Raw genomic sequence first — 21,828 nt, 5'->3', positions numbered from 1 at the left:
ACTCGAATCGTTACGTTAGCTCACGGTTCGCGAGCTCGTCCTCTGAGTATGGCCATGCCCCGGCCCCTCCACTGATTCACGGCTCGCGAACTTCACCGCGGGAGGCCGGGGCACACGCTCGAACGCCCCCGGACGCTATCCGACGTTCACGGACTCACGCTCGTGCGGGGCCCGGTCTTCCCCCGACTCCACCACCGCCGAGCGGCGCTTGGAGATGAGGATGGCCGCCACCAGGACGGCCAGGGCCGCGCCCGCCACGCCCCAGCGCAGGGCCGGGTTGGTGTCGTCGCCGACGGTGGCCACGACCACGGCCGGGGCGATGATGAGGCTCACCAGGTTCATGACCTTGAGCAGCGGGTTGATCGCCGGGCCGGCGGTGTCCTTGAACGGGTCGCCGACCGTGTCCCCGATGACGGCCGCGGCGTGGGCCTCCGAGCCCTTCCCGCCGTGGTTGCCGTCCTCGACGTCCTTCTTGGCGTTGTCCCAGGCACCGCCGGAGTTGGCCAGCATGATCGCCATGAGCACACCGGTGGCGATCGCACCGGCCAGATAGGCGGCCAGCGGACCCACACCGAGCCCGAAACCGACCGCGACCGGAGCCAGCACCGCCAGGAGGCCGGGCGTGGCCAGTTCGCGCTGGGCGTCGCGGGTGCAGATGTCGACCACCCGGCCGTACTCGGGACGCTGCTCGCCGGTCATGATGCCCGGGAAGCGGGCGAACTGGTCGCGGACCTCGTCCACGACCGCGGCGGCCGAGCGGGCGACGGCGTTGATCGCCAGGCCCGAGAACAGGAACACGACGCTGGCGCCGATGATGAAGCCCACGATGTTGGCCGGGTCGGCGATGCTGAGCGCCTCGAACAGCGCGGCACCGACCAGGCCGTCCTCGCCCTGGCCGACCGCGTCGGTGTAGGCGCCGAACAGCGCGGTCGCGGCCAGGACCGCGGTGGCGATCGCGATGCCCTTGGTGATGGCCTTGGTGGTGTTGCCCACAGCGTCCAGATCGGTCAGGGTCTGGGCGGCCTCGCCGTCGACGTCGCCGCTCATCTCCGCGATGCCCTGCGCGTTGTCGCTGATCGGACCGAACGTGTCCATCGCGACGATGACGCCGACCGTCGTCAGCAGGCCGCAGCCGGCCAGCGCGACCGCGAACAGGCTCACCAGCAGGTTGCCGCCGCCGAGCAGGTAGGCGCCCATGACCGCGCCGCCGATGAGCAGCGCCGAGTAGACCGCCGACTCCAGGCCCAGCGAGAAGCCCGAGAGGATGTTCGTGGCCGCGCCGGTGCGGGTCGAGGCCGAGACGGTCTTGGTGGGCTTGTAGCGGGTGTCGGTGTAGTAGCCGGTGAGGGTCATCATCGCCGCGGCCAGCGCGATGCCGATGACGACGGCGATGATCGCCAGGCCCTGCGGGGAGACCGGGATGCCCTCGGCGTCCACGCCGCTGCCGAGCTCGGACCATTCGGCCGGGACGTACAGGAACACCGCGACCGCGGTCAGCGCGGCGGAAATGAACGCCGAAATATAGAAGGCCCGGTTGATGGCCGTCAGACCCGAGGCGTCGGAGGCGCGCATGCGGGTGATGATGACGCCGATGATCGCGCAGACGATGCCGACCGAGGCGACCAGGAGCGGCAGGACCAGGCCGGTCTCACCGAACGCGGCGCGACCGAGGATGAGGCTGGCGACCAGCACCACGGCGTAGGACTCGAACAGGTCGGCGGCCATGCCGGCGCAGTCGCCCACGTTGTCGCCCACGTTGTCGGCGATCGTGGCGGCGTTGCGGGGGTCGTCCTCGGGGATGCCCTGCTCGACCTTGCCGACCAGGTCGGCGCCGACGTCGGCGGCCTTGGTGAAGATGCCGCCGCCGACACGCATGAACATCGCCAGCAGCGCGGCGCCGAAGCCGAAGCCCTCCAGGACCACCGGGGCGTCCGAGTTGTAGGTGAACACCACGATCGAGGCGCCCAGCAAGCCCAGGCCGACGGTGAGGAAGCCGACCACGCCGCCGGTGCGGAAGGCCAGCTGCATCGCGCCGATGGGCTCCCCGTCGCGGGCGGCCGCGGCCACGCGCACGTTCGCGCGCGTCGCCAGGTTCATACCGGCCCAGCCGATGAAGGCGCTGAAGCCGGCCCCGACCACGAAGAACAGGCTCCGCCCGATGCGGACGTCAGTCCCGGCGTCGCCGACCGGCAGCAGGAACAGGAGGATCACGGCGGCCACCACGAAGATCCCGAGCGTGCGGAACTGGCGGCGCAGATAGGCCGAGGCCCCCTCCTGCACGGCTCCTGCGATCTCGCGCATCTTGTCGGTGCCGGTGCCGGCGCTCAGGATGCTTCTGACGAGCCCGGCGGCAGAGCCGAGTGCGACGAGGGCGAGCACGGCGGCCAGGATCACCAGGCTGATATTGGAGCCGGTGAGCTGGCCTACGTCCCCGTCGCCGTTGGCGAGCAACGTATGCATGTCGTTCCTCCATAGAAAAGAATGCGGCGCGCAGCGCGCGCTGGGTGATTCCGTAATACGCCGGCCGGTTCAGGCGTGACGAGACGCGAAGGCCCCGAAACGCCGCTCGCTGTGCGCGGGCGGCGTGGGTCCGAGACCGTCAGGTGCGGCTGGCATGACCAACGGAGTGTAACGATGTGAGGGATTTGCGAGTGGGTTCGGTCACTCACGCCGGGTGCGGCGGCGCTCCGGTCAGTGGTCGGAGCCGGAGGCGCGCCCCGGCAGGGGCCAGCTCATGGTGACCGTGGTCCCGCGCTCACCGTCCGGACCGGTCACTACCAGGTCTTCGACCAGGCCGCCGAGGACGATCAGGGTGATCTCCTCGGAGAGGGTGTCCTCCTCGATCGCATCATGATCATTCGCTCGCGCATCGCTCCGGTACCCGGCGGGAGCGAGACGGCTCTCCGACTTCGCGCGCAGATCACGCGCATTATCGGTGATTTTCGCTACGAAACGATCACCGATCGAAAACTCGACGCGCACAAGATCATCGATATCGCTGTCCCTGTGCCGGAGGACCGCGCGCGTACAGGCCTCGCCGACGGCCTGACGGACCTCGTCGAGCAGACCGGTGGCGACCCCGGCGTGGGAGGCGACGTCGGCGGCCACGAGCCGGGCGGCGCGGACGTAGGCGGCGGCGGGCGTGAACGCGAACCTCACCGTCACCGAATCAGGGCGATGGTCGTGTTTGGCGGCGTTCACTCGCTGGGCACCGCTTCCCGGACGTCGAGGACCTTGTCCAGTCCGGTCATGTCGAGGAGCTTGCGGATGCGCGTATTGGCGCAGACGACCACCAGCGCCCCGCCGGCGTCGGCCAGGCGGCGACGGGCCCCGATGAGCAGGCCCAGACCGGTGGAGTCGCAGAACTCGGTGGGCGTCAGATCGATCGCCACCTGGGTCCGGCCCTCGCCGATGAGCTGCCGGATCGCCTCCCGCAAACGCTCGACGGTGTACATGTCGATCTCGCCGCTGACGGCGATGACCGTCCAGGCGCCGGCCGTAGACAGGCTCAGTCCCAGTTCAGGCTCGGGCGCTCCGTCACTGGTGGTCCCTCTCACGCGCTCTCCCCAAGTCGACTGTGCTCTAGCGCATAAGCGTACTGCGTTCGCCGTGGGAGCGTGTCGGGAGCGTGACCCCGCCGCGCGGAGGCGTCGCCGGCGGCACGTGTCGGAGCGCTGCGGCATCATTGACCCCGTGCCGTCCGACCACCTCATCAGCTCCCTGGCCGCCGACCACACCGGCCGGGCGGCCGATCACGAGCCCGGAAACGGCGGCCTGCGCCATCTGCGCGAACTCCCGGCCCGCCCGGCCGAGCGCTGCGACTGGCCCGAGTGGGTGACCGAACCGGTCCGCTCCGCCCTGGCTAGACAGGGCATCGTGTCGCTGTGGCCGCACCAGGCCGAGGCCGCCACGCACGCCTTCGAAGGCCGGGACGTGGTGGTAGCGACCGGCACGGCCTCGGGCAAGAGCCTCGCCTACCTGCTGCCGATCCTCACCGAGGCCGACGCCACCGACGGCTCGGCGTCGCCGTTGGGCGGGGAAGGCCGGACGCTGTACCTGGCGCCGACGAAGGCGCTCGCCGCCGACCAGGCCAGGGCGGTCGGCGAGTTCGACGTCGAGGGCCTCGTCCCGGCGATCGTCGACGGCGACACGCCGTACGAGCACCGGCAGTGGGCCCAGCGGTTCGCGAACCTGATCTTCTCCAACCCCGACCTGCTCCACCACTCGCTGCTGCCCCGGCACCGGGCGTGGCGCTCGCTCCTCAAGAATCTGAAGTACGTGGTGGTCGACGAATGCCACATCTACCGGGGCGTGTTCGGCGCGCACGTGGCGCTGACGCTGCGCCGCCTGCTGCGGCTGGCCGCGTACTACGGGGCCGAGCCGACCGTGATCGCGGCCAGCGCGACCGCCGCGAACCCCGCCGCGTCCCTGTCGGTCCTGACCGGGCGGCCCGCCGTCGAGGTCACCGTCGACTCCTCGCCGTCGCCGGGGGCGAGCGTGGCGCTGTGGGAACCGGAGTCGTTCGAGTTCGAAGGCGAGATTCAGAAGGTCTCCACGCTCGGCGAGACCTCGCGGATGCTCGCCGAGCTGGCGCGGCAGGGAGTGCGCACGCTGGCGTTCGTGCCCTCGCGGCGCGGCGCCGAGATCGTGGCGGCCGAGGCGAAGGCGCGGCTGGGCGCCGACCCCGCCTCCGAGCGGATCGCCGCATACCGGGCCGGATACCTGCGCGAACACCGGCGGGAACTCGAATCGGACCTGCGCGAGGGAAGACTCCTGGGCGTCGCCACCACCAACGCCCTCGAACTGGGCATCGACGTCACCGGCCTGGACGCGGTGATCCTGTGCGGGTACCCGGGGCGGTTGGCCTCGTTCTGGCAGCAGATCGGGCGGGCCGGACGCGGCGACGAGCCGGCCCTGGCGGTGATGCTGGCCCGCGACGACCCCCTCGACACGTTCCTGGTCCACCATCCCGAGGCGATCTTCGAGCGGCCGATCGAGACGAGCGTGTGCGACCCGTCGAACCCGTACGTGCTCGCCGGGCACCTGTGCCTGGCCGCCGAGGAACTGCCGCTGCGCGAATCCGACTTCGAGTCGATCCCCGGCAGCCGGGAGGTCGCCGACCAGCTGTGCGAGCAGAAGCTGCTGCGCCGGCGGCCGGGAGGACGCTACTACTGGGTCGGCTCCGAGCGCCCGGAGGTGTCCCTGCGCGGATCGGGGCCGATGGCGGTCGACATCGCCGAGACCAGCACCGGCAGGCTCATCGGCACCGTCGACTCCGCGGCCGCGCACCGCCTGGTCCACCGGGGCGCGCTCTACCTGCACCAGGGCGAGAGCTACCTGGTGGACGACCTTGACCTGGACGACGGCCTGGCGCTGGTGCACGCGGCGCGGCCGCCGTGGACGACCACGCCGCAGGAGATCACGCACCTGGAGATCCTCGGCACCCGAGAGAGCCTCGACCTGGGCCGGGTGGCGCTGTGCCTGGGCGAGGTGGAGGTGACCTCGGCGGTGATCTCGTACCAGAAGCGGCGCATCCCCTCCGGTGAGGTGATCGACACCCAGATGCTGGACCTGCCGCCGCAGACGCTGCGCACCGTGGCGGTGTGGTGGACGGTCGAGCCCGAAGCGCTGGAGGGGATCAAGGACCTGCCGGGCTCACTCCACGCGGCCGAGCACGCCTCGATCGGGCTGCTGCCCCTGGTGGCGACGTGCGACCGGTGGGACATCGGCGGCCTATCCACATCGGCCCACCCGGACACGGAGCTGCCGACGGTCTTCGTGTACGACGGCCACCCGGGAGGCGCGGGCTTCGCCGAGCAGGCGTTCCGCTCCTGGCGCGACTGGCTGGAGGCCACCATGGACGCGATCGCGGCCTGCGGCTGCAAGGAGGGCTGCCCGAGCTGCGTCCAGTCCCCGAAGTGCGGCAACGGCAACGAACCGCTGGAGAAGGCCGGGGCGGTGGCGCTGCTGAAGACCGTGCTGGACGCCGACGACGGCACCGCAGTGGTGAAGACCCACTCCCCCGCCGCGCCCCCTGACCAGGACGAAGAAGAGGAGGACCTGTGGCCGGGCGACTTCTGAACCGTCCTTCGAACCGGGATCCTTCGTCGCATCGCCCCGGGCGGAAGGCCGAAGACAACACCCATGCTCTGGGGCAGCGATCGCGCCGCCAGGGACCGGCTAGGGTGACCGACTCTCAGGAGCGCTCTCGGCTGGTCAGGGAACGGAAACAAGCGCGGCTGGCCGAGTTATCCACAGGGTGGGGGGAGTTATCCACAGGCCGGAGGATTTGGTTGCGATCCGTTGTCGACATCGGAGATGGTTGTAGACAAAAAACCCGTCGGGCCACGGCGGGATGGCGGCACAAGAGGGTTCCGGAAGTCCGCCATACCGAGATCGCGCGCGGAGAGCCACCCGCGCGCGGCCCCCGCCAAGGCCCGACACCGCTCGCGAGCAGCGGGCGGCCGGACCGGTCCGGCCGCCCGCACCAAATATCTAGGCGCGAGGTCCCAACCGTCCACGCCGGCGAGACGTCGCCGGCCGCGCGGAGACCCACAACGTCGAGCAGACCGAGTCAAGCGGCACCCGGCGCGTCAAGACGCGCGCAGCAACAAGCGGTCAACGACATCAGGTAACGCAGTGCCGGGCGCACAAATACTCACCGCGGCCCGGGGTCAGTCCTCGGCGCGGGTCAGGCGAGCCGAAAGATGCGGAGTCAGGGGTTTGCCCTCGGCGGCCATCTCCACCGCGTACATCAGGGCGCCCTCGACGAGGCCGTAGAGGCGCTTGGAGGCGGTGACCTCCTTGGCCTCGGGGCTGCGGACGACGGCGTCGGTGGCCAGTTCGATCCGGTTGCCATCCACGTGACCGTAGTACAGGTCGAGGATGCCGGTCGGGTGGGCGAGCAGGACCTCCACCTCGGGTTTCTTGGGGTCCTTGCCCTTGATCGGGCGCCACCAGCCGGTTTCCTGGGCGGCCGGGCGGACCGGCTTGCCTTCGGTGTCGATGATCCACGAGCGGGCCGTGTAGTGCAGGAACGGGCGGCCGTCATGGGTGAAGGTGACCTCCTGGCCGTACAGGAAGTCCTCGGTGCCCGGGTAGCCGCCCTGGCCGCGGCCGCGCCAGCGGCCGACCAGGGGCAGCAGCGGGACCAGGTCGTCGTGCAGGTTCGGGCCCGTGCGCAGGTCCTCGGTCTCCTCGAACGGGTAGGGCTCGACCTGCGCAAAGGTCGAGGCGTACTCCTCGGGTACCTCGTGTCCGCTCAACGGTTCCTCCCCGTTCTGATCGTCCAATAGCCGAATGCGCCCGCCAGCGCGCCGGAGGCGATGACGAGCACGGCGGTCAATGCCGTCTCCACGTCCCATACTTTACGTGCGGGTCTGGTCGCGGTGATCTTGCGATGGCAAGATGTCCCCATGGATACACCTGGACCGTTCGAATCGTGGCTCTCGGACATGGACGGCGTGCTCGTCCACGAGGGGGTCCCCGTGCCCGGGGCCAACAAACTGATCGAGAAACTGCAGGCGGCCGGCAAACGGTTCCTCGTGCTGACCAACAACTCGATCTACACCCCCCGCGATCTGCATGTGCGGCTGCGGAATTCGGGGCTGGCGGTGCCCGAGGAGTCGATCTACACCTCGGCGATGGCCACCGCGGACTTCCTGCGTTCGCAGCGGCCGGACGGCTCGGCGTACGTGATCGGCGAGGCGGGGCTGACCACGGCGCTGCATGAGATCGGGTACGTGCTGACCGACTACCAGCCCGACTATGTGGTCCTCGGGGAGACCCGCCGGTACGACTTCGGGGCGTTGACGACGGCGGTGCGGCTGGTCAAGGGCGGGGCGAGGTTCGTGTGCACCAACCCCGACACGACCGGGCCGAGCCCGGAGGGCCTGATGCTGGGGGTCGGCGCGGTGTCGGCGATGATCACGGCGGCCACCGGATCCCAGGCGTACTTCCCGGGCAAGCCGAACCCGCTGATGATGCGGAACGCCTTGCGCCGCATAGGGGCCCACTCGGAGTCGACGGTGATGATAGGCGACCGGATGGACACCGACGTGCTGTCGGGCCTGGAGGCCGGGCTCGAGACGGTCCTGGTCATGTCGGGGGTGACTGACAGTATGGGGGAAGTGGAGAAGTACCCCTTCCGCCCCAACCACGTGAAGGACTCGGTGGCGGACCTGATCGATTGGATCGAGTTAGGAGCGACCTTTATGCCTCCCGGACGCACCCCGGCCAGACCGCCCATGCCCGCGCGACAGGAGGCCGAGGAACACCTGCCCGCGCCTCGGGCCGCCCGCGAGCCCGAGGCGAAACTGACCGCCCTCGAACAGCGGATCCTGGGTTTCGAATCGCGCTGGTGGCGCGCTTCGGGCGCCAAGACCCAGGCGATCCTCGACGAGCTGGAGCTCACTCCCGAGCAGTACTACCAGCACCTGGCACGCCTGATCGACAACCCCGAGGCCGCCGCGGAGCAGCCGGCGGTGATCCGTCGGCTCCGCGCCGCCCGCGATCACCGCCGGGGCGCTCGCTGACTCCTCACTTCTGCCGGCGCGCTTCTTGTTGCCGTCTCGGGTCTTTCAGCGGGTCCGTCCGAACCCCGGAAAACGGTCGAAACCTCGGGCGGCTTGGCGGCTTCCGGGTTCCTCAGTCCCGGACGTTCCCTCTGGGTTCACCGGCGCGGCTGGCATGATGAAGATCACTCAGTGCCACCACAAGCCATACGAAGCTCAGAATCATCATGGTGATCCATGCGATGGCGGGCCAACTACCAAAGAGCCGAACTTGACTCGTGAGCGCAAGCAGACCGACCACGCCCGCGAAGACCAGGTGCTTCCCACGTCGTCTCGACATGTGTTCCCCTCGCCGTTCTCAGGCCGTCCCGCCTACGCGGCGGAAGCCGATGAGTGCTCCAAGCCCAGGTAACCATGAATCGGGCCGCGATCGGGTTCAGGTCATGTTGGACTGGCGCGCTGGAGGTAGTCGACTGCGCGGCGGACCTATCGCCGCCGCTCGGTGATCAGGTACCAGACCGCGCCGACGGCGAAGACGGCCAGGCCGCCCAGGACGCTGGCGATCGGGAGGCTCGCGGCGATGAGCAGGCATCCGGTCAGGCCCAGCCACGGCAGGGGCGCGCGCCGGTCGAGGGTGGTCGCCGAGGCGTTGGCGACCGCGTAGTAGACCAGGACGCAGAAGCTGGAGAATCCGATCGCGCCGGCCAGGTCCATGGTGGCGACGACGATCAGGACCAGGACGGTGACGGCGAGTTCGGCGGCCCAGGGGACCCCGAAGCGTTCGGAGACGGCGTCGAGGGCGGCCGGCAGGCGCCGGTCGCGGGCCATGGCCAGGGTGGTGCGGCCGATGCCGGCCAGCAGGCTCAGCAGGACTCCGGCGACGGCGATGCCGGCGCCGACGGCGACCAGTGGTTCGAGGGCCGGGGCGCCGGCGGCGGCGAGGTCGGCCAGGGGCGTGTCGGTCCGGGCGAGCATGTCGGTGCCCAGGACGGCCAGGGCGGTGACGGCGACGACGGAGTAGACGACGAGGGTGATGCCCAGGGCTATCGGGATCGCGCGCGGGATCGTCCATTCGGGGCGTTTGACCTCTTCGCCGAGGGTGGCGATGCGGGCGTAGCCGGCGAAGGCGAAGAAGATGAACCCGGCCGCGGTCAGCACCCCCCAGGGGTCGGTCTGCTCGGCTACCGGTACTGCCGCCGGTCCGGTCGCTCCGGCGATGACGACGGCCGAGAGGACGGCGATGGTCGCGAACGCGAACAGCGCCGAGGCCAGCGCGGTCTTCTTGACGCCGAGGAGGTTGACGGCGGCCAAGGCGATGACGGCGGCGACCCCGAGCGCTCGGGGGTGGTCGGGGAGCAGGTAGTGGCCGAGGGTCAGGGCCATGGCCGCGGCCGAGGCGGTCTTGCCGACCACGAAGCCCCATCCGGCGGCGAAGCCGGCGGCGGGGTGGAGTCGGACGGTGCCGTAGAGGTAGGCGCCGCCGGATTGGGGGTGGACGGCGGCCAGTCGGGCGGTGGAGCGGGCGTTGCAGTAGGCGATGAGTCCGGCCGCGGCGAGGGCGGCGAGCAGGGCGGGGGCGGAGCCGGCGGCGCCGGCGGCGGGGCCCCAGACGGAGAAGACGCCCGCGCCGAGCATTGAGGCGAGGCCGATGACGATGGCCGAGGGGAGGCCGAGGCGTCGGTGCAGGCCGGGTTGGGGCCGGGGTTCGTCAGAAGGGGGCATGTCCTAAAGATACCGTTTCTCTGGCTCGAGCCAGGTGGGCAGTTCGACTGTGTCCCATCGGATGCGTTGGACGATTCGCATGATGATCACGCCGATGAAGATGCCGGCTGGGGCGTCGGAGAACCAGTGCCAGCCGAGGTAGACCATGGAGGCGAAGGCGATGACCGGCGGCGCGAACAGGAGCAGGCGCCGCTGCCAGACGGTGAAGGCGCCGCCGACGAGGATGACGATGACGCCGAACCAGACGATGGTGTTGAGTGCGTGTCCGGCCGGGTAGGACTGGGCGGGGCTGAGCCCGGAGAACAGGACGGCGTCTTCGGCGTCGGCGTAGGGCGGGTGGTCGGGCCAGTGGGGGGCGACGCGGTCGGTGGTCCATTTGACGATCAGGACCGATCCGACCATGAGGTAGGCGGCGAGGTAGGCGAGCAGGGGCCGCACGGAGCGGCCGCGCAGGGCCAGGATCGCGGCGATGGCGAGGGCGATGCCGCCGAGGAGGCCGCCTTGGCCGGTGTAGATGGTGACGCGCAGGATGTAGTAGACCCAGTCGGGCCGGTGTGCGTCGGCCAGGTCGCGAATCCAGATGTCGAAGTCGACCAGCCAGGAGGGCCACAGCAGCAGGATGGTGGTGACCGCGAACGCGGCGGCGGCGGCGATCTCGGGCCCCCACGAGCGGGGCCGCTTCGGGACGAAGGGCCGCCACGCGCTCGCGGGGGCTCGAGTTGGGCGCCATTCTTGGACGGTCACGGCCGTAAGCCTAGCGATAGTTCGCTTCGGGACCGATTCGATATCGGATCGAGCCCCGGGATATACGGTGGTCGGCTAGAGGTCGGCGACGTCGGCCTGTTTGGCGCGGACGGCTTCGGAGGCCTCTTTGAGGTTGGCCAGTTCGGTGTCGGTCAGAGGGGTCTCGACGACTTCCTTGACGCCTTCGGCGCCGATGCGGGCGTTGACGCCGAGGTAGACGCCGGCGATGCCGTATTCGCCGTCGACCCAGGCGCAGACGGGCATGACGTCGCCGGAGTCCTCGGCGACGGCTTTGGCCATCCGGGCGGCCGCGGCCGAGGGGGCGTAGTAGGCCGAGCCGGTCTTGAGCAGGGCGACGATCTCGGCGCCGCCGCCGCGGGTCTTGGCGACCAGTTCGTCGATCTTCTCGGCCGGGAGCAGGTCGGCCAGCGGTTTCCCGTCGACGCTGGACTGGCTGGGCACGGGGACCATGGTGTCGCCGTGCGAGCCGAGGGTGAGGGTGGTGACCGAGCCGACGGCGACGTCGAGTTCTTCGGCGACGAAGTTGGTGAAGCGGGCGGTGTCGAGCATGCCGGCCTGGCCGAGGACCCGGTTCTTGGGGAATCCGGAGGCGAGCTGGGCGAGGGCGGTCATCTCGTCGAGGGGGTTGGAGACGACGATGATGACGGCGTTCGGGGAGTGCGCGACGAGGTTCTCGGTGACGCCGCGGACGATCTTCGCGTTGACTTCGAGGAGGTCCATGCGGCTCATGCCGGGTTTGCGGGGCAGGCCGGCGGTGATGATGACGACGTCCGAGCCGGCGGTCTTGTCGTAGCCGCCGCCGTCGTTGTCGGTGGTGGCGCCGACGACCTTGGTCTCGAAGCCCTCGATGGAGCGCGACTGGTTCATGTCGAGCGCCAGGCCTTCGGGTTTGCCCTCGACGATGTCGGTGAGGACGACCTCGTCGAAGACGTCGTACTCGGCCAGTCGCTGTGCGGTGGTGGAGCCGTAGAATCCGGCGCCTACGACCGTGACTTTCTTACCCATCGTTGCTGCTTCCTAGTTGTCGCCGTTTACTGGCGTTCGGATGATTCGCTCTCCGCACCTGCACTTGGGCATAATGCTGGAGTCCTGGTCCGGCAGTCTGGACCGTTGGCAGTCGTTCCGTTCTCGCAATATCTGCTTCACCCTCGTGAATGGGGTCCACACGGCGATGTCGGGGTCACCAAGTCTATGCAGAACGTTGACCGCAGCGGTATGGTCGGCTTGCCACACGGCCCTGCATTCGGTGCAGTGAAGCCTGTCCCCTTTGCGGACACCAAGGATGTCCGTTCCGGGAACGACTTGTGACGTGTAAGCAGCGTTTACCAGCCGCACCGCAGAACCTCTGCGGTCCGACACAGCTTCCAGCGCCTCGGCGGTGACTCCTCTGGTCCATGTCGCCAAGCGCCGGTTCATGTCCTTCCCGAGCCGCTTCCGGCCGGTGAAGTTCCTTGAGAGGTCTTCGGCCACGATCACCGCGGCCTGATCGGCGACCGCGTGGGCTGCTTCGAACGTGACAGTCCGGACGCGGGTGCGCCATCGGTTGGTACGCCGGTTTTTCTTGCTCGTCCCCAAGTTGTTGGCTTTGATCCGGTTCGCCTTCCCCAGATCCCCGCGCGCTTCGGCCCGTTCGGCCAGTGCCCTCGGTTTCGCGCGTCGGGCATTACCGATCCTGGAGCGATCCGATTCCCGGGTCAGCAGGATTCCGAGTTCAACACCATGCCGGTTGCCGTCGGAGTCTGTCAGCACCTCGGTGTAGCCCTTGTCAACCCCGACGTGCCGGTCTCCGCGGGGCCGCTGGGACGATCGCATCCCCGCCGCATCGACTTGATAATGGACCTCGACGCGGCCATCCTTCAGAATCAACCGCAGGGTTCCGACGGGGGCCACAGTGGTACTCAAGGGGATCGACACCATTCGACGACGTCGCAGGCCGGGGACTGCCAGCCACACGTCTCCCCCCTCGGCCAGTGTGAAGATCCGGTATTGGTCGGATCGGACCACGATCTGGTTGTGGACATGGTTCCTGCCGCGTTTCCAGTGTCTTCGCATCTGGCGGCTAAGCCACCGATCGGTGACCCACCTGTCATAGCGCAAGTCGCAGAGTAGGGACTTGCGTGTCTTCTCACCGTCAATGTGCCTCATGACCGCACGTCGGACCTGCTTCTTGGCGATGCGCCGTGAGCTTGCGACGTCGCTCATCGCATCGCGCACTGTCTCTTTCCATGGGGTGGCGAGCACTCCGAAGCTCGCCGCCGTGCCGTCTTTCATCCAACGATCGCGGACCTGCCGGTCAGTCACGCCGACCCCCTGGACCGAACCGAATTGGCGCCACACCAGCGACCGCACACGTCCGAGCCTTCGCGCCTGCTCGTCTAGCTCGCGGTACTTCGAATCGTTCAAGCCCGTCGAATAGGCGATGCGGGTGACCTTCGACATGACGTGTAGATCCGGGGTCTGAAGTGGGTCGTTTGTACTAGACATAACGGCCCGCCCATTCAGGAAGTTACGGAGTAGGGCCGGCAGAAGACCGCCCACCTGAAACCTCCTTCGATATCGCAGGACTACGCTTGTCACGCTATGACCCGGGTCTCGGGGTGCTCACGCGGCCCCTGGTCGGGTGGTCCGCGCGACTTCCGTTCGGGAGGTTCGCGGGTCGGCGCGGGGGCGGTGTCCCGAAGCGTGGACTGTACTTGACAAGTCCTAGTAGTTAAGTGGAGTATTGGCCGGACGCCGACTTGACAGGGAGTCTCGACCATGTTGACCACCGCCGCCATCGCGGGCCTGGCCGGGTTCGTCGCTCAGCTGGTCAACGGCAGTCTGGGGATGGGCTACGGGACGATCACGATGACGTTCCTGCTGGGGTTGAGCATCACTCCGGCGCTGGCTTCGGCGTCGGTGAACGTGGCGACGGCGGCTTCGGACCTGGTCAGCGGGATCGCGCACCACCGGCTGGGGAACGTGCACTGGCCGACGGCGCTGCGGTTGGGCATTCCGGGGGCGGTCGGCGGGTTCTTCGGGGCGCTGGCGCTGGCGTCGCTGACGGGCCTGGACGCGGCCACGCCGGTGACCAGCGCGATCCTCGTCTGCTTGGGGGTGGTGATCGTGTGGCGGTTCTTCAGGGGCCGCACGGTCGACCACGCCGAGCCTTCCGGGCGGGCCCGCACCGGATTGGCCCCGCCGACGGGGCTGGTGGCGGGTTTCCTGAACGCCGTGGGGGGCGGGGGCTGGGGGCCGGTGGCGATGCCGGTCATGCTCGCCACGTCGCGGTTGGCGCCGCATCAGGTGGTCGGGTCGGTCTCGGCAGCCGAGTTCGCCGCCGCGTCGGCGGCGGTGGCGGGGTTCTGGGTGGGGCTGTCGGACGGGTTGACGTTGCTGTGGCCGCTGGTGCTGGGGATGGCGCTGGGCGGGATGATCGCGGCCCCGGCGGCGGCGTGGCTGACGCGCCGGCTGCCGACCGCGGCACTGGGCGCGACGATCGGGATGCTGGTGATCGCGTTGAACCTCAGGATGTTCCTGGGGAATTTCGAGGTGCCCTGGCCGGTGGTGACGGTCCTGTACCTGGCGTTGGCCGGGGTGTGGGCGGTGGTTCTGGTCGGCCGGCCGGCCCGCCGCCGCGAGCCGGCCGAGGCCGAGGTCTAGCCGGTACCGGGGCCGGGTCCTACCCGAACGCCTTGCCCTTGAGCAGTTCGCGGGCCATGACGATGCGCTGGACTTCGTTGGTGCCTTCGTAGATCTGGGTGATCTTGGCGTCGCGCATCATGCGTTCGAGCGGGAAGTCCTGGGTGTAGCCGTAGCCGCCGAGGACTTGGACCATGTCGGTGGTGATCTCCATGGCCGCGTCGGAGGCGAAGCATTTGGCGGCGGCGCCGAAGTAGGTCAGGTCGGCGTCGACCCGCTCGGATCTGGCGGCGGCCGCGTAGGTCAGTTCGCGGGCGGCCGAGATCTTCATGGCCGCGTCGGCGAGCTTGAACTGGATGGCCTGGAAGCCGGAGATGGGCTTGCCGAACTGCTCGCGCTCGGTCGCGTAGGCGCCGGCGGCGTCCAGGGCGCCCTGGGCGATGCCGAGGGCCTGGGCGGCGATGGTGACGCGGGTGTGGTCGAGGGTGCGCATGGCCAGGGAGAATCCCTTGCCCTCGTCGCCGATGAGGCGGTCGGCCGGGAGGCGCACGCTGTCGAAGTAGACCTCGCGGGTGGGCGAGGCCTTGATGCCGAGTTTCTTCTCGGGGGCGCCGAAGGAGACGCCCTCGTCGTCCTTCTCGACGACGAACGCCGAGATGCCGCGGGATCCGGCCTCGGGGTCGGTGGCGGCGAAGACGGTGTAGTAGCGGCTGACGCCGGCGTTGGTGATCCAGCGTTTGACGCCGTCGAGGATCCAGGTGTCGCCGTCGCGGACGGCGCGGGTCTTCATGGAGGCGGCGTCGGAGCCGGCTTCGGGCTCGGACAGGCAGTAGGAGAACATCGCCTCGCCGGCGGCGACCGGCGGCAGGTAGCGCTGTTTGAGCTTCTCGGAGGCGTCCAGCAGGAGCGGGACGGTCCCGAGCTTGTTGACCGCCGGGATCAGCGAGGTGGAGGCGCAGGCGCGGGCGACCTCTTCGATGACGATCGCGGTGCCGAGGGCGTCGATGCCGGCGCCGCCGTACTCGGCCGGGATGTGGGGCGCGTGGAGGTCGGCGGCCTTGAGCGCCTCGAAGGACGCCTGGGGGAACGCGGCGGCCGCGTCGGCCTCGGCGGCGTGAGGCGCGACTCCCGCGTCGCACACGTCGCGGGTGGCCGAGCGGATATCGGAGTATTCTGCTGGCAGTTGGTATGGACTGAACCCGGTGGACATTGGCAGCTCCCGGTTGTTACTCACGAGTAATGCAGGGCGAGTCTAGCGCGCCGGGCCGGAGTCCGGTGATGCGGAACACCTGGAATTATCCCCCAGGTCGCCGCAACGTCTCCGCAAGTTCACGCGTGGAACTGAATATACGATGGCGCACGGCGCCGTCTCAGACAACCGACCACCGAAGACCTAACACAGACAGGGCACTCACTCGATGGGCAACGCGACTCAGTCCCCGGAGACTCCGCAGAACACCACCACCCGCCCCCGTATCTCGTTCCTGGGCTGCGGCTACCTCGGCGCGACCTACGCGATCTGCTTCGCCGAGCTCGGCTACGAGGTGGTCGGCTACGACGTCGACGCCGAGAAGATCGACTCCTTCTCGACCGGGACGGTCCCGTTCCACGAGCCGGGCCTGCCCGAGCTGCTCAAGAAGAACCTCGAGTCCGGGCGGCTGCGGTTCACCACCGACGTGCAGGCCGTGGCCGACTTCGCCGACGTGCACTTCATCTGCGTGGGCACCCCGCAGCGGGCCGGCGAGCACGGCGCGGACCTGTCCTACATCGAGGCCGCCGTCACCGACCTGTCCCGGCACCTGAGCCGCAAGGTCCTCATCGTCGGCAAGTCGACCGTGCCGGTCGGCACCGCCACCTGGGTCCAGGAGATCGTCGACCGCAATGCCCCGGCCGACCTGGGCGTCGAGGTCGGATGGTCGCCGGAGTTCCTCCAGGAGTCGAACGCGATGCACGACGTCCTGCGCCCCAACCGGATCGTCTACGCCGCCCAGTCCGAGTGGGCCTCCAAGCTCCTCAAGGACGTCCACCGCGGCATCATGGAGCTGGCCGCGGTCGAGGACCGCGAGGTCCCGGTCGTCGAGACCGACCTGGCCACCGCCGAACTGGTCAAGGTCGCGGCCAACGCGTTTCTGTCGACCAAGATCTCCTTCATCAACGCCATGGCCGACCTGTGCGAGGTCACCGGCGGCGACGTCGCCGACCTGGCCCGCGCCATCGGCTACGACAATCGAATCGGCAATCGATTCCTGCGCGCCGGCATCGGCTTCGGCGGCGGGTGCCTGCCCAAGGACATCCGCGCCCTGACCGCCCGCGCCGGCGAGCTCGGCGTCGGCGAGTCCTTCCGCTTCCTCGGCGAGGTCGACCAGCTCAACACCAGGCGGCGCACCCACACCGTCGGGATCATCGCCGACCTGGTCGGCCGCCCCTCCGGTCCGGCCGGGCCCGACCTGTCGGGCGTGCGCGTGGCCTACCTGGGCGCGACCTTCAAGCCCGACACCGACGACATCCGCGACTCCCCGGCCCTGGCCATCGCCCGCAAGCTGCGCGCTTCGCGCGCCGACGTGGTCGTCTACGACCCCGAGGGCCTGGACAACGCCAAGTCCTACGCGCCCGAGCTGTCCTACGTCAAGACCCTCGCCGAGGCCGTCGAAGGCGCCGACGTGGTGTGCGCGATGGTGCCCTGGGAGGAGTTCCGCACCCTCGACCCCGAGGCGCTGGGCCAGCAGGTCGCCGAGCGGCGCATCCTCGACGGCATGAACGCCTTCTACCCCGAGCAGTGGGTCTCGCACGGCTGGACCTACCGCGGCATCGGCCGCTGAACGTCCGCTAGGCGCCCGGTCCCGGCGCGGCCGTGGTGATCCGGGTGAACGGCCAGGCGTGCGGGGCGCGTTCGACCAGGTCGGCCGGGGGATCCGGCAGGGTCCGGGGGGCTTCCGGGCCCACCGCGACGACCACGACCCGGTCGGCGGCTGTGAACACCTCGGTCCTGACCGCCTCGCCGAGGCCGGACACGCCCTCGGTGAGCACCCATCGCAGCAGTTCGGGGCCGAGCCCGGCACGGGCCTTGGCCTCCCACATGAGTGTGTCCACGGTGTCCCTTCGTCCTGAGGACCCGGTCCTCACCGGTTCGGTTCATCCGAACCTAGCCCGTTCCAGCGCCGGGCCTTCGGGCTGGGCAGGTCGAACTGGTCCATCACCCGCGAGACCACGTGGTCGACGAGGTCCTCGACCGACCGCGGGTGGTTGTAGAAGGCCGGGACCGGCGGCATCACCACCGCGCCCATCCGCGCCAGCGCCAGCAGGTTCTCCAGGTGGACCTCCGAGAGCGGGCTCTCCCGGGCCACCAGCACGAGCTTGCGCTTCTCCTTGAGCACCACGTCGGCCGCCCGGCCGATCAGGCCCTCGGTGTAGCCGGTGCGGATGCCCGCAGCCGTCTTCATGCTGCACGGGGCGATGATCATCCCGTCGGTGCGGAACGAGCCCGAGGAGATCGGCGCGGACTGCTCGGCCGGACCGTACGAGAAGTCGGCCAGCTCGGCGACCTCGGCGGCGGTCCGGTCGGTCTCGAGTTTGAGGGTGGTGCGCGCCCACTTGCTGATGACGGCGTGCGTCTCCACGCCTGCGGTGTCGCGCAGCGCCTCGAGCAGCCGCACCCCGAACACGGCGCCGGTGGCGCCGGTGATGCCGACGATCAATCTCACGCTTGAACCGTAGAGCGCCGGGCGGTCGGCCCGCCAGCGAGTCGGCGCATGAGCGCCGCCGCTCACCCGCGCCGAGCCCCGGCGCCCACGGCGGGCGCGTCCGGCTGCTCGCAGAGAGGCGCCTAGCGCAGGTTCGCCGGCATGCGCCGTCCCGGCAGCAGCGCCAGGAACGCCAGGGCGATGACGCCGACCGACAGGCCCGCCTGGAGCGGGAAGGACAGGCCGAGCATGCCTCCGGCGTCGCTGCGGCTCTCCTCGCCCGAGCCGGGCTCGTTGACCTCGGGTTCGTCGGCGTCGCCGCCGCCTTCGGGCGCCGATCCGGTGCTGCCGTCGTCGGGGACCCCGTCGCCGTCGGCGTCGCTGTCCTGGGCGTCGGGGGTGCCGTCGCCGTCGTAGTCGGGGGTCGCGGTGTCCGGCGGCGAGATCGGGTTGGTCTCGTCGGCGTTGGTCCAGTCGACGCTGTCCGGCTCGCCCCCGTTCGGCGCGAACGACAGAACACTCACCGCGGCCATGAGAGTCGCGGCGAGGATCAAACGCAGTAGCCGGTTCTTGCGCACAGGTACACCTTAGTTGCAAGGCACCACGCTCGCCCGCCTGTTGGCCCCCGTAATCCGATCGGGTCGCGATGGGGCGTCCGGTGATCGGCCTAGGCGGCCGAGGCGCGCACCGTCCCGGCGACGATCGCGCCGATGAACGTGGCCGCGACGTAGGCCGCCAGGGCTCCGAACACGACGGTGGCCGCGACCGGGGTCGTGGCGACGGCGGCCGCCGATGCTGCCACGGCGATCAGGCTGCGGGCGGGCCAGCCGAGCCCGGCCCCGCGGCTGGAGACCGGCGAGGCCGCCTTGTCGAGGCCGGCAGCCAGGTCGTAGAAGTACAGAGCCACGACCCCCAGCAGCGCGAACAGGACCGGCCAGGAGACCCCGGCCACGATCCCGGCGCAGGTGATGATGCCCAACTCGGTCGCGCGCAGCCCGGCGGGGATGAGCCAGTCGAACATGCCGTCGTGGTCGGAGTGGGCCGAGGCCAGACCGGTCAGGACCGCGATGCAGCACAGCCCCAGCGAGACCCACGTCAGGCCGTCCTCGGCGGCGCGCCACACGGCGGCGGCCGTGACCGCGACGGCGAACGCGGTCGCCACCGCCGGGAGGTTCGAGAACCGGTTGCGGTTGCGCGGCATGAGGCGGCCCAGGAGGCCGTCGTCGCGGTGCGCGGCGCGGTCGGGCCGGCGGAGGGCGGCGGTGCGGGCGGCGAGGGTGCGCAGGGTCCGCCCGGCGCCGGTGTAGGCGAGGGCGAGCAGCTGCCAGACCAGGAGCGCGGCGAGGGCGGTGCGCGGCCCGAAGGCGACCGCGGCGACCGCCAGCAGCAGCCAGCGTTCGCCGACGGGGGCGACGATGGTGCGCTTGGCCCAGTACAGGGCGGACCGGTGGGCGCCCATGACCTGGTCGGAGGCCGAGCCGAGGCGCTGGCCGAGGTGGGCGGCGCGGCCGATCGGCGGGGCGGACTCGCGCTGGCGGGCCTGCCGGACGACGGCGGTGTCGAGCAGGACGGCGTACCAGGTGTCGGCGGTGTGGCGGACGGTCTGGGCGCACATGGCGGCGATCGCCAGGCCCCAGGCGGCGGCCGTGGAGGTGCCGTCGAGGGCGGCGCCGGCGGCGAGCCCGCCGTAGATGGTGAACTCCTTGGCGCGGTCGGCCATCATGTCGAGCCAGCCGCCGAAGGAGGAGAAGTTCTGGGTGTAGCGGGCCAGTTGGCCGTCGACGCAGTCGAAGACGAAGCTGAAGTACATCAGGGCGGCGGCCGCGAGGTATCCCGTGGCGACGCTTGCGGAGCCGTAGATTTGCACCGTCGAGGGGCCGGCGGCGAAGATCGCGGCCGCGGCGACGGCGAGGGCGATCGAGACCCAGGTGATGGCGGTGGGGCTCAGCCTCAGACGGGCGGCGAGGCGCACCAGGGCCGGGGACCAGGAGGAGACGGCGTAGGTGGCGAACAGGTCGTCGTCGTGTTTGACGGCGTTGCCCATCCGCCAGCGGTCCATGTCGACGGCGGTGAACTCGGCGATGGTGGACTCGGCCTCGTCGGCGGTGCGGACCTGGCGGTGCGGCAGCCCGGCGGTGCGGTAGGCGCCGACCGGGACCGCGCGGGCGTGGAGCGCCGCGAGGACGGCCTCGAAGGCGTCGCCGCGGGCCTTCTCGGGCCAGTGTCGCTTCAGGCGGCCCAGGTGGGCCGCGGAGACCTTGGCGAGTCCGCCCAGGCGCAGCGGGCCGGGGCCGGGGCCGGTGACCAGGCCGCGTTCGACGGCGACCGGCGGCGCGGTCGCGTCGTCGTCGCCGACCAGGACGCCCGAGCGGCGGGAGGAGTCGGACAGGACGGCGGCGACGGTGGTCTGGGAGGCGACCAGGTCGGCGTGGGCGATGAAGACCGGTCCGGCGCCGGAGTAGGCGATCCGGCGCACGTGCTCGAGGTCGGTGTCGGGGTCGGGGGAGGTGATCTGGGCGGCTTTGAGGGTGAGGTCCTCTCCGGGCCTGGCGAGGACGGTGACGTCCTCGCATCCGGCTTCGCGGATCTGCGATATGAGCCGGTCGACGACCGTGACCTCGCCGGCGGTTTCGACTGCGCCCCCTCCCGCCGGCAGGATGACGGCTCGGCTCACGTGGCCGCCCCGGCGGCCTGCTTTCGCTGCTCCTCCTGCTGCTTGGCCTTCTTCCTGGCGGCCTTGCGCTCGGCTTCGGCCTCCTCGGCCTCCTTGTAGGACTCGAGGGCCTCTTGGACGGTGCCGTCGGTGACCACGCGGCCGGTGTCGAGGAAGATGCCGCGCTCGCAGTACTTCTTCAGGTCGCCCTCGGAGTGGGAGACGAACACGAGGGTGCGTCCCTCGTCGAGCAGGCCGCGGATGACGGCGTGGCACTTCTTCTTGAAGGCCTTGTCGCCGACGGCCAGGGCCTCGTCGACCAGCAGGATCGGGTGGGGCAGCTGGGTGATGACCCCGAAGCCGAGCCGCACCTTCATGCCCGAGGAGTAGTGCTTGAGGGGGGTGTCGATGAAGTCCTCGAGTTCGGCGAAGTCGACGATCTCGTCGAATTTCGACCTGATCTCCTTGTTCGACATGCCGTGGAGGGAGCCGACGAGGTTGACGTTCTCGCGGCCGGTCAGGTCGCCGGAGAAGCCCGCGGACAGGGCGATGAGGGGGGCGACGCGGCCCTCGCGGCGGACGTAGCCCTCATCGGGGATGAGGACGCCGGTGATCAGGCGCAAGAGCGTCGACTTCCCTGTTCCGTTGCGGCCGATGATGCCGACCGAGTCGCCGGGGAAGATGTCGAAGTCGACGTGTCGCAGCGGCCAGAAGTCCTCGGCCTGACCGCCCTTCTTGTTGGCGCCGCGGCGCACGAAGAGGTCCTTGACCCGTCCCTTCTTCTGCTTGCCCTTGGCGAAGCGGATACCGAGGTTCCGAGCCTGGATGATCGGTTCCTCCATGGGGCGGTCCTCCTGGAGCAGGTGGTGGAAAA

At 70.0% G+C, this 21,828-nt stretch carries 17 protein-coding genes and 2 pseudogenes; 5 read left to right on the top strand and 14 right to left on the bottom strand.

The genetic code is table 11. From position 1 onward, the window contains the following. Positions 1-135: 135 nt before the first annotated feature. From JFB92_RS14170 to JFB92_RS14160, 3 genes are all read right to left on the bottom strand, one after another. Positions 136-2,460 carry a sodium-translocating pyrophosphatase gene (locus tag JFB92_RS14170; protein WP_199039851.1) on the bottom strand — a complete coding sequence of 775 codons (2,325 nt, stop codon included), beginning with the start codon at positions 2,458-2,460 and terminating at the stop codon, positions 136-138. Positions 2,461-2,691: 231 nt separating this feature from the next. Continuing rightward, positions 2,692-3,201, bottom strand: coding sequence for an ATP-binding protein (locus tag JFB92_RS14165; protein WP_199039849.1), 510 nt, complete (start codon positions 3,199-3,201; stop codon positions 2,692-2,694). Then, positions 3,198-3,557 (bottom strand): STAS domain-containing protein, encoded by a 360-nt coding sequence (locus JFB92_RS14160; RefSeq protein ID WP_199039866.1) that lies wholly within the window; start codon positions 3,555-3,557, stop codon positions 3,198-3,200. The genes JFB92_RS14165 and JFB92_RS14160 overlap by 4 nt, the downstream gene beginning before the upstream one ends. Here JFB92_RS14160 and sftH point away from each other — a divergent pair. Continuing rightward, complete coding sequence (gene sftH / locus JFB92_RS14155; protein ID WP_199039846.1) at positions 3,478-6,081, top strand: DEAD/DEAH box helicase; 2,604 nt, start codon at positions 3,478-3,480, stop codon at positions 6,079-6,081. The genes JFB92_RS14160 and sftH overlap by 80 nt on opposite strands. Positions 6,082-6,674: 593 nt before the next feature. Here the strand turns inward: sftH and JFB92_RS14150 are convergent. After that, positions 6,675-7,265, bottom strand: coding sequence for a heme-binding beta-barrel domain-containing protein (locus JFB92_RS14150; protein WP_233163205.1), 591 nt, complete (start codon positions 7,263-7,265; stop codon positions 6,675-6,677). Positions 7,266-7,415: 150 nt separating this feature from the next. On the opposite strand from JFB92_RS14150, the pseudogene JFB92_RS14145 reads away from it, so the two are divergent. Further along, positions 7,416-8,195: pseudogene (locus tag JFB92_RS14145) on the top strand (HAD-IIA family hydrolase); the annotation flags it as partial. 18 nt (positions 8,196-8,213) lie between these two features. After that, positions 8,214-8,534: a DUF3263 domain-containing protein gene (locus tag JFB92_RS26975; RefSeq protein WP_372451648.1), complete on the top strand. Its 321-nt coding sequence runs from the start codon at positions 8,214-8,216 to the stop codon at positions 8,532-8,534. A 465-nt stretch (positions 8,535-8,999) separates the two neighbouring features. On the opposite strand, the gene JFB92_RS14140 is transcribed toward JFB92_RS26975, so the two are convergent. The 4 genes from JFB92_RS14140 to JFB92_RS14125 all read right to left on the bottom strand — a co-directional run bounded on the left by JFB92_RS14140 (position 9,000) and on the right by JFB92_RS14125 (position 13,439). Then, positions 9,000-10,235: an APC family permease gene (locus JFB92_RS14140; protein WP_199039827.1), complete on the bottom strand. Its 1,236-nt coding sequence runs from the start codon at positions 10,233-10,235 to the stop codon at positions 9,000-9,002. A gap of 3 nt (positions 10,236-10,238) precedes the next feature. Next, positions 10,239-10,979 (bottom strand): phosphatase PAP2 family protein, encoded by a 741-nt coding sequence (locus JFB92_RS26625; RefSeq protein WP_199039824.1) that lies wholly within the window; start codon positions 10,977-10,979, stop codon positions 10,239-10,241. Positions 10,980-11,054: 75 nt separating this feature from the next. Further along, complete coding sequence (mdh, locus tag JFB92_RS14130; protein WP_199039821.1) at positions 11,055-12,005, bottom strand: malate dehydrogenase; 951 nt, start codon at positions 12,003-12,005, stop codon at positions 11,055-11,057. A 12-nt stretch (positions 12,006-12,017) separates the two neighbouring features. Continuing rightward, positions 12,018-13,439 carry a zinc ribbon domain-containing protein gene (locus JFB92_RS14125; RefSeq protein WP_199039819.1) on the bottom strand — a complete coding sequence of 474 codons (1,422 nt, stop codon included), beginning with the start codon at positions 13,437-13,439 and terminating at the stop codon, positions 12,018-12,020. 318 nt (positions 13,440-13,757) lie between these two features. Between JFB92_RS14125 and JFB92_RS25575 the strand changes: the two genes are divergently transcribed. Then, positions 13,758-14,642, top strand: a complete 885-nt coding sequence (locus JFB92_RS25575) for a sulfite exporter TauE/SafE family protein (RefSeq protein ID WP_269847945.1) — start codon at positions 13,758-13,760, stop codon at positions 14,640-14,642. 19 nt (positions 14,643-14,661) lie between these two features. Here JFB92_RS25575 and JFB92_RS14115 read toward each other — a convergent pair whose 3' ends face one another. Continuing rightward, positions 14,662-15,831, bottom strand: coding sequence for an acyl-CoA dehydrogenase family protein (locus JFB92_RS14115; RefSeq protein WP_199039816.1), 1,170 nt, complete (start codon positions 15,829-15,831; stop codon positions 14,662-14,664). Between the two features lie 208 nt (positions 15,832-16,039). Here JFB92_RS14115 and JFB92_RS14110 point away from each other — a divergent pair, with 208 nt between their 5' ends. Beyond that, positions 16,040-17,440, top strand: a complete 1,401-nt coding sequence (locus JFB92_RS14110) for a UDP-glucose dehydrogenase family protein (RefSeq protein WP_199039813.1) — start codon at positions 16,040-16,042, stop codon at positions 17,438-17,440. Between the two features lie 7 nt (positions 17,441-17,447). On the opposite strand, the gene JFB92_RS14105 is transcribed toward JFB92_RS14110, so the two are convergent. The 5 genes and pseudogenes from JFB92_RS14105 to JFB92_RS14085 all read right to left on the bottom strand — a co-directional run bounded on the left by JFB92_RS14105 (position 17,448) and on the right by JFB92_RS14085 (position 21,796). Further along, on the bottom strand, positions 17,448-17,711 hold the full coding sequence (locus tag JFB92_RS14105) for a hypothetical protein (RefSeq protein WP_199039809.1): 264 nt from the start codon (positions 17,709-17,711) through the stop codon (positions 17,448-17,450). A 29-nt stretch (positions 17,712-17,740) separates the two neighbouring features. After that, positions 17,741-18,376 (bottom strand): annotated as a pseudogene (locus tag JFB92_RS14100) (UbiX family flavin prenyltransferase); the annotation flags it as partial. Between the two features lie 68 nt (positions 18,377-18,444). Further along, on the bottom strand, positions 18,445-18,879 hold the full coding sequence (locus JFB92_RS14095) for a hypothetical protein (RefSeq protein ID WP_199039804.1): 435 nt from the start codon (positions 18,877-18,879) through the stop codon (positions 18,445-18,447). 89 nt (positions 18,880-18,968) lie between these two features. Further along, entirely contained in the window at positions 18,969-20,975 is a 2,007-nt protein-coding gene (locus tag JFB92_RS14090; protein WP_199039802.1) for a CDP-alcohol phosphatidyltransferase family protein, read from the bottom strand. Then, positions 20,972-21,796 carry an ABC transporter ATP-binding protein gene (locus tag JFB92_RS14085; RefSeq protein WP_199039800.1) on the bottom strand — a complete coding sequence of 275 codons (825 nt, stop codon included), beginning with the start codon at positions 21,794-21,796 and terminating at the stop codon, positions 20,972-20,974. Before JFB92_RS14085 ends, JFB92_RS14090 begins: the two co-directional genes overlap by 4 nt. Positions 21,797-21,828: the final 32 nt, after the last annotated feature.

This window comes from Glycomyces salinus (genome assembly GCF_016428645.1).
Taxonomy (GTDB): domain Bacteria; phylum Actinomycetota; class Actinomycetes; order Mycobacteriales; family Micromonosporaceae; genus Glycomyces; species Glycomyces salinus.
This window is presented reverse-complemented; position numbering and strand designations above follow the sequence as displayed.

Excerpts from the sequence above, each read along its gene's own strand:
- JFB92_RS14125 (WP_199039819.1), bottom strand. The coding sequence starts at position 13,439 with ATGTCGAAGGTCACCCGCATCGCCTATTCGACGGGCTTGAACGATTCG.
- JFB92_RS25575 (WP_269847945.1), top strand. The coding sequence starts at position 13,758 with ATGTTGACCACCGCCGCCATCGCGGGCCTGGCCGGGTTCGTCGCTCAG.
- JFB92_RS14140 (WP_199039827.1), bottom strand. The coding sequence starts at position 10,235 with ATGCCCCCTTCTGACGAACCCCGGCCCCAACCCGGCCTGCACCGACGC.
- JFB92_RS14110 (WP_199039813.1), top strand. The coding sequence starts at position 16,040 with ATGGGCAACGCGACTCAGTCCCCGGAGACTCCGCAGAACACCACCACC.
- JFB92_RS14115 (WP_199039816.1), bottom strand. The coding sequence starts at position 15,831 with ATGTCCACCGGGTTCAGTCCATACCAACTGCCAGCAGAATACTCCGAT.
- JFB92_RS26975 (WP_372451648.1), top strand. The coding sequence starts at position 8,214 with ATGCCTCCCGGACGCACCCCGGCCAGACCGCCCATGCCCGCGCGACAG.
- sftH (WP_199039846.1), top strand. The coding sequence starts at position 3,478 with ATGACCGTCCAGGCGCCGGCCGTAGACAGGCTCAGTCCCAGTTCAGGC.
- JFB92_RS14085 (WP_199039800.1), bottom strand. The coding sequence starts at position 21,796 with ATGGAGGAACCGATCATCCAGGCTCGGAACCTCGGTATCCGCTTCGCC.
- mdh (WP_199039821.1), bottom strand. The coding sequence starts at position 12,005 with ATGGGTAAGAAAGTCACGGTCGTAGGCGCCGGATTCTACGGCTCCACC.
- JFB92_RS14170 (WP_199039851.1), bottom strand. The coding sequence starts at position 2,460 with ATGCATACGTTGCTCGCCAACGGCGACGGGGACGTAGGCCAGCTCACC.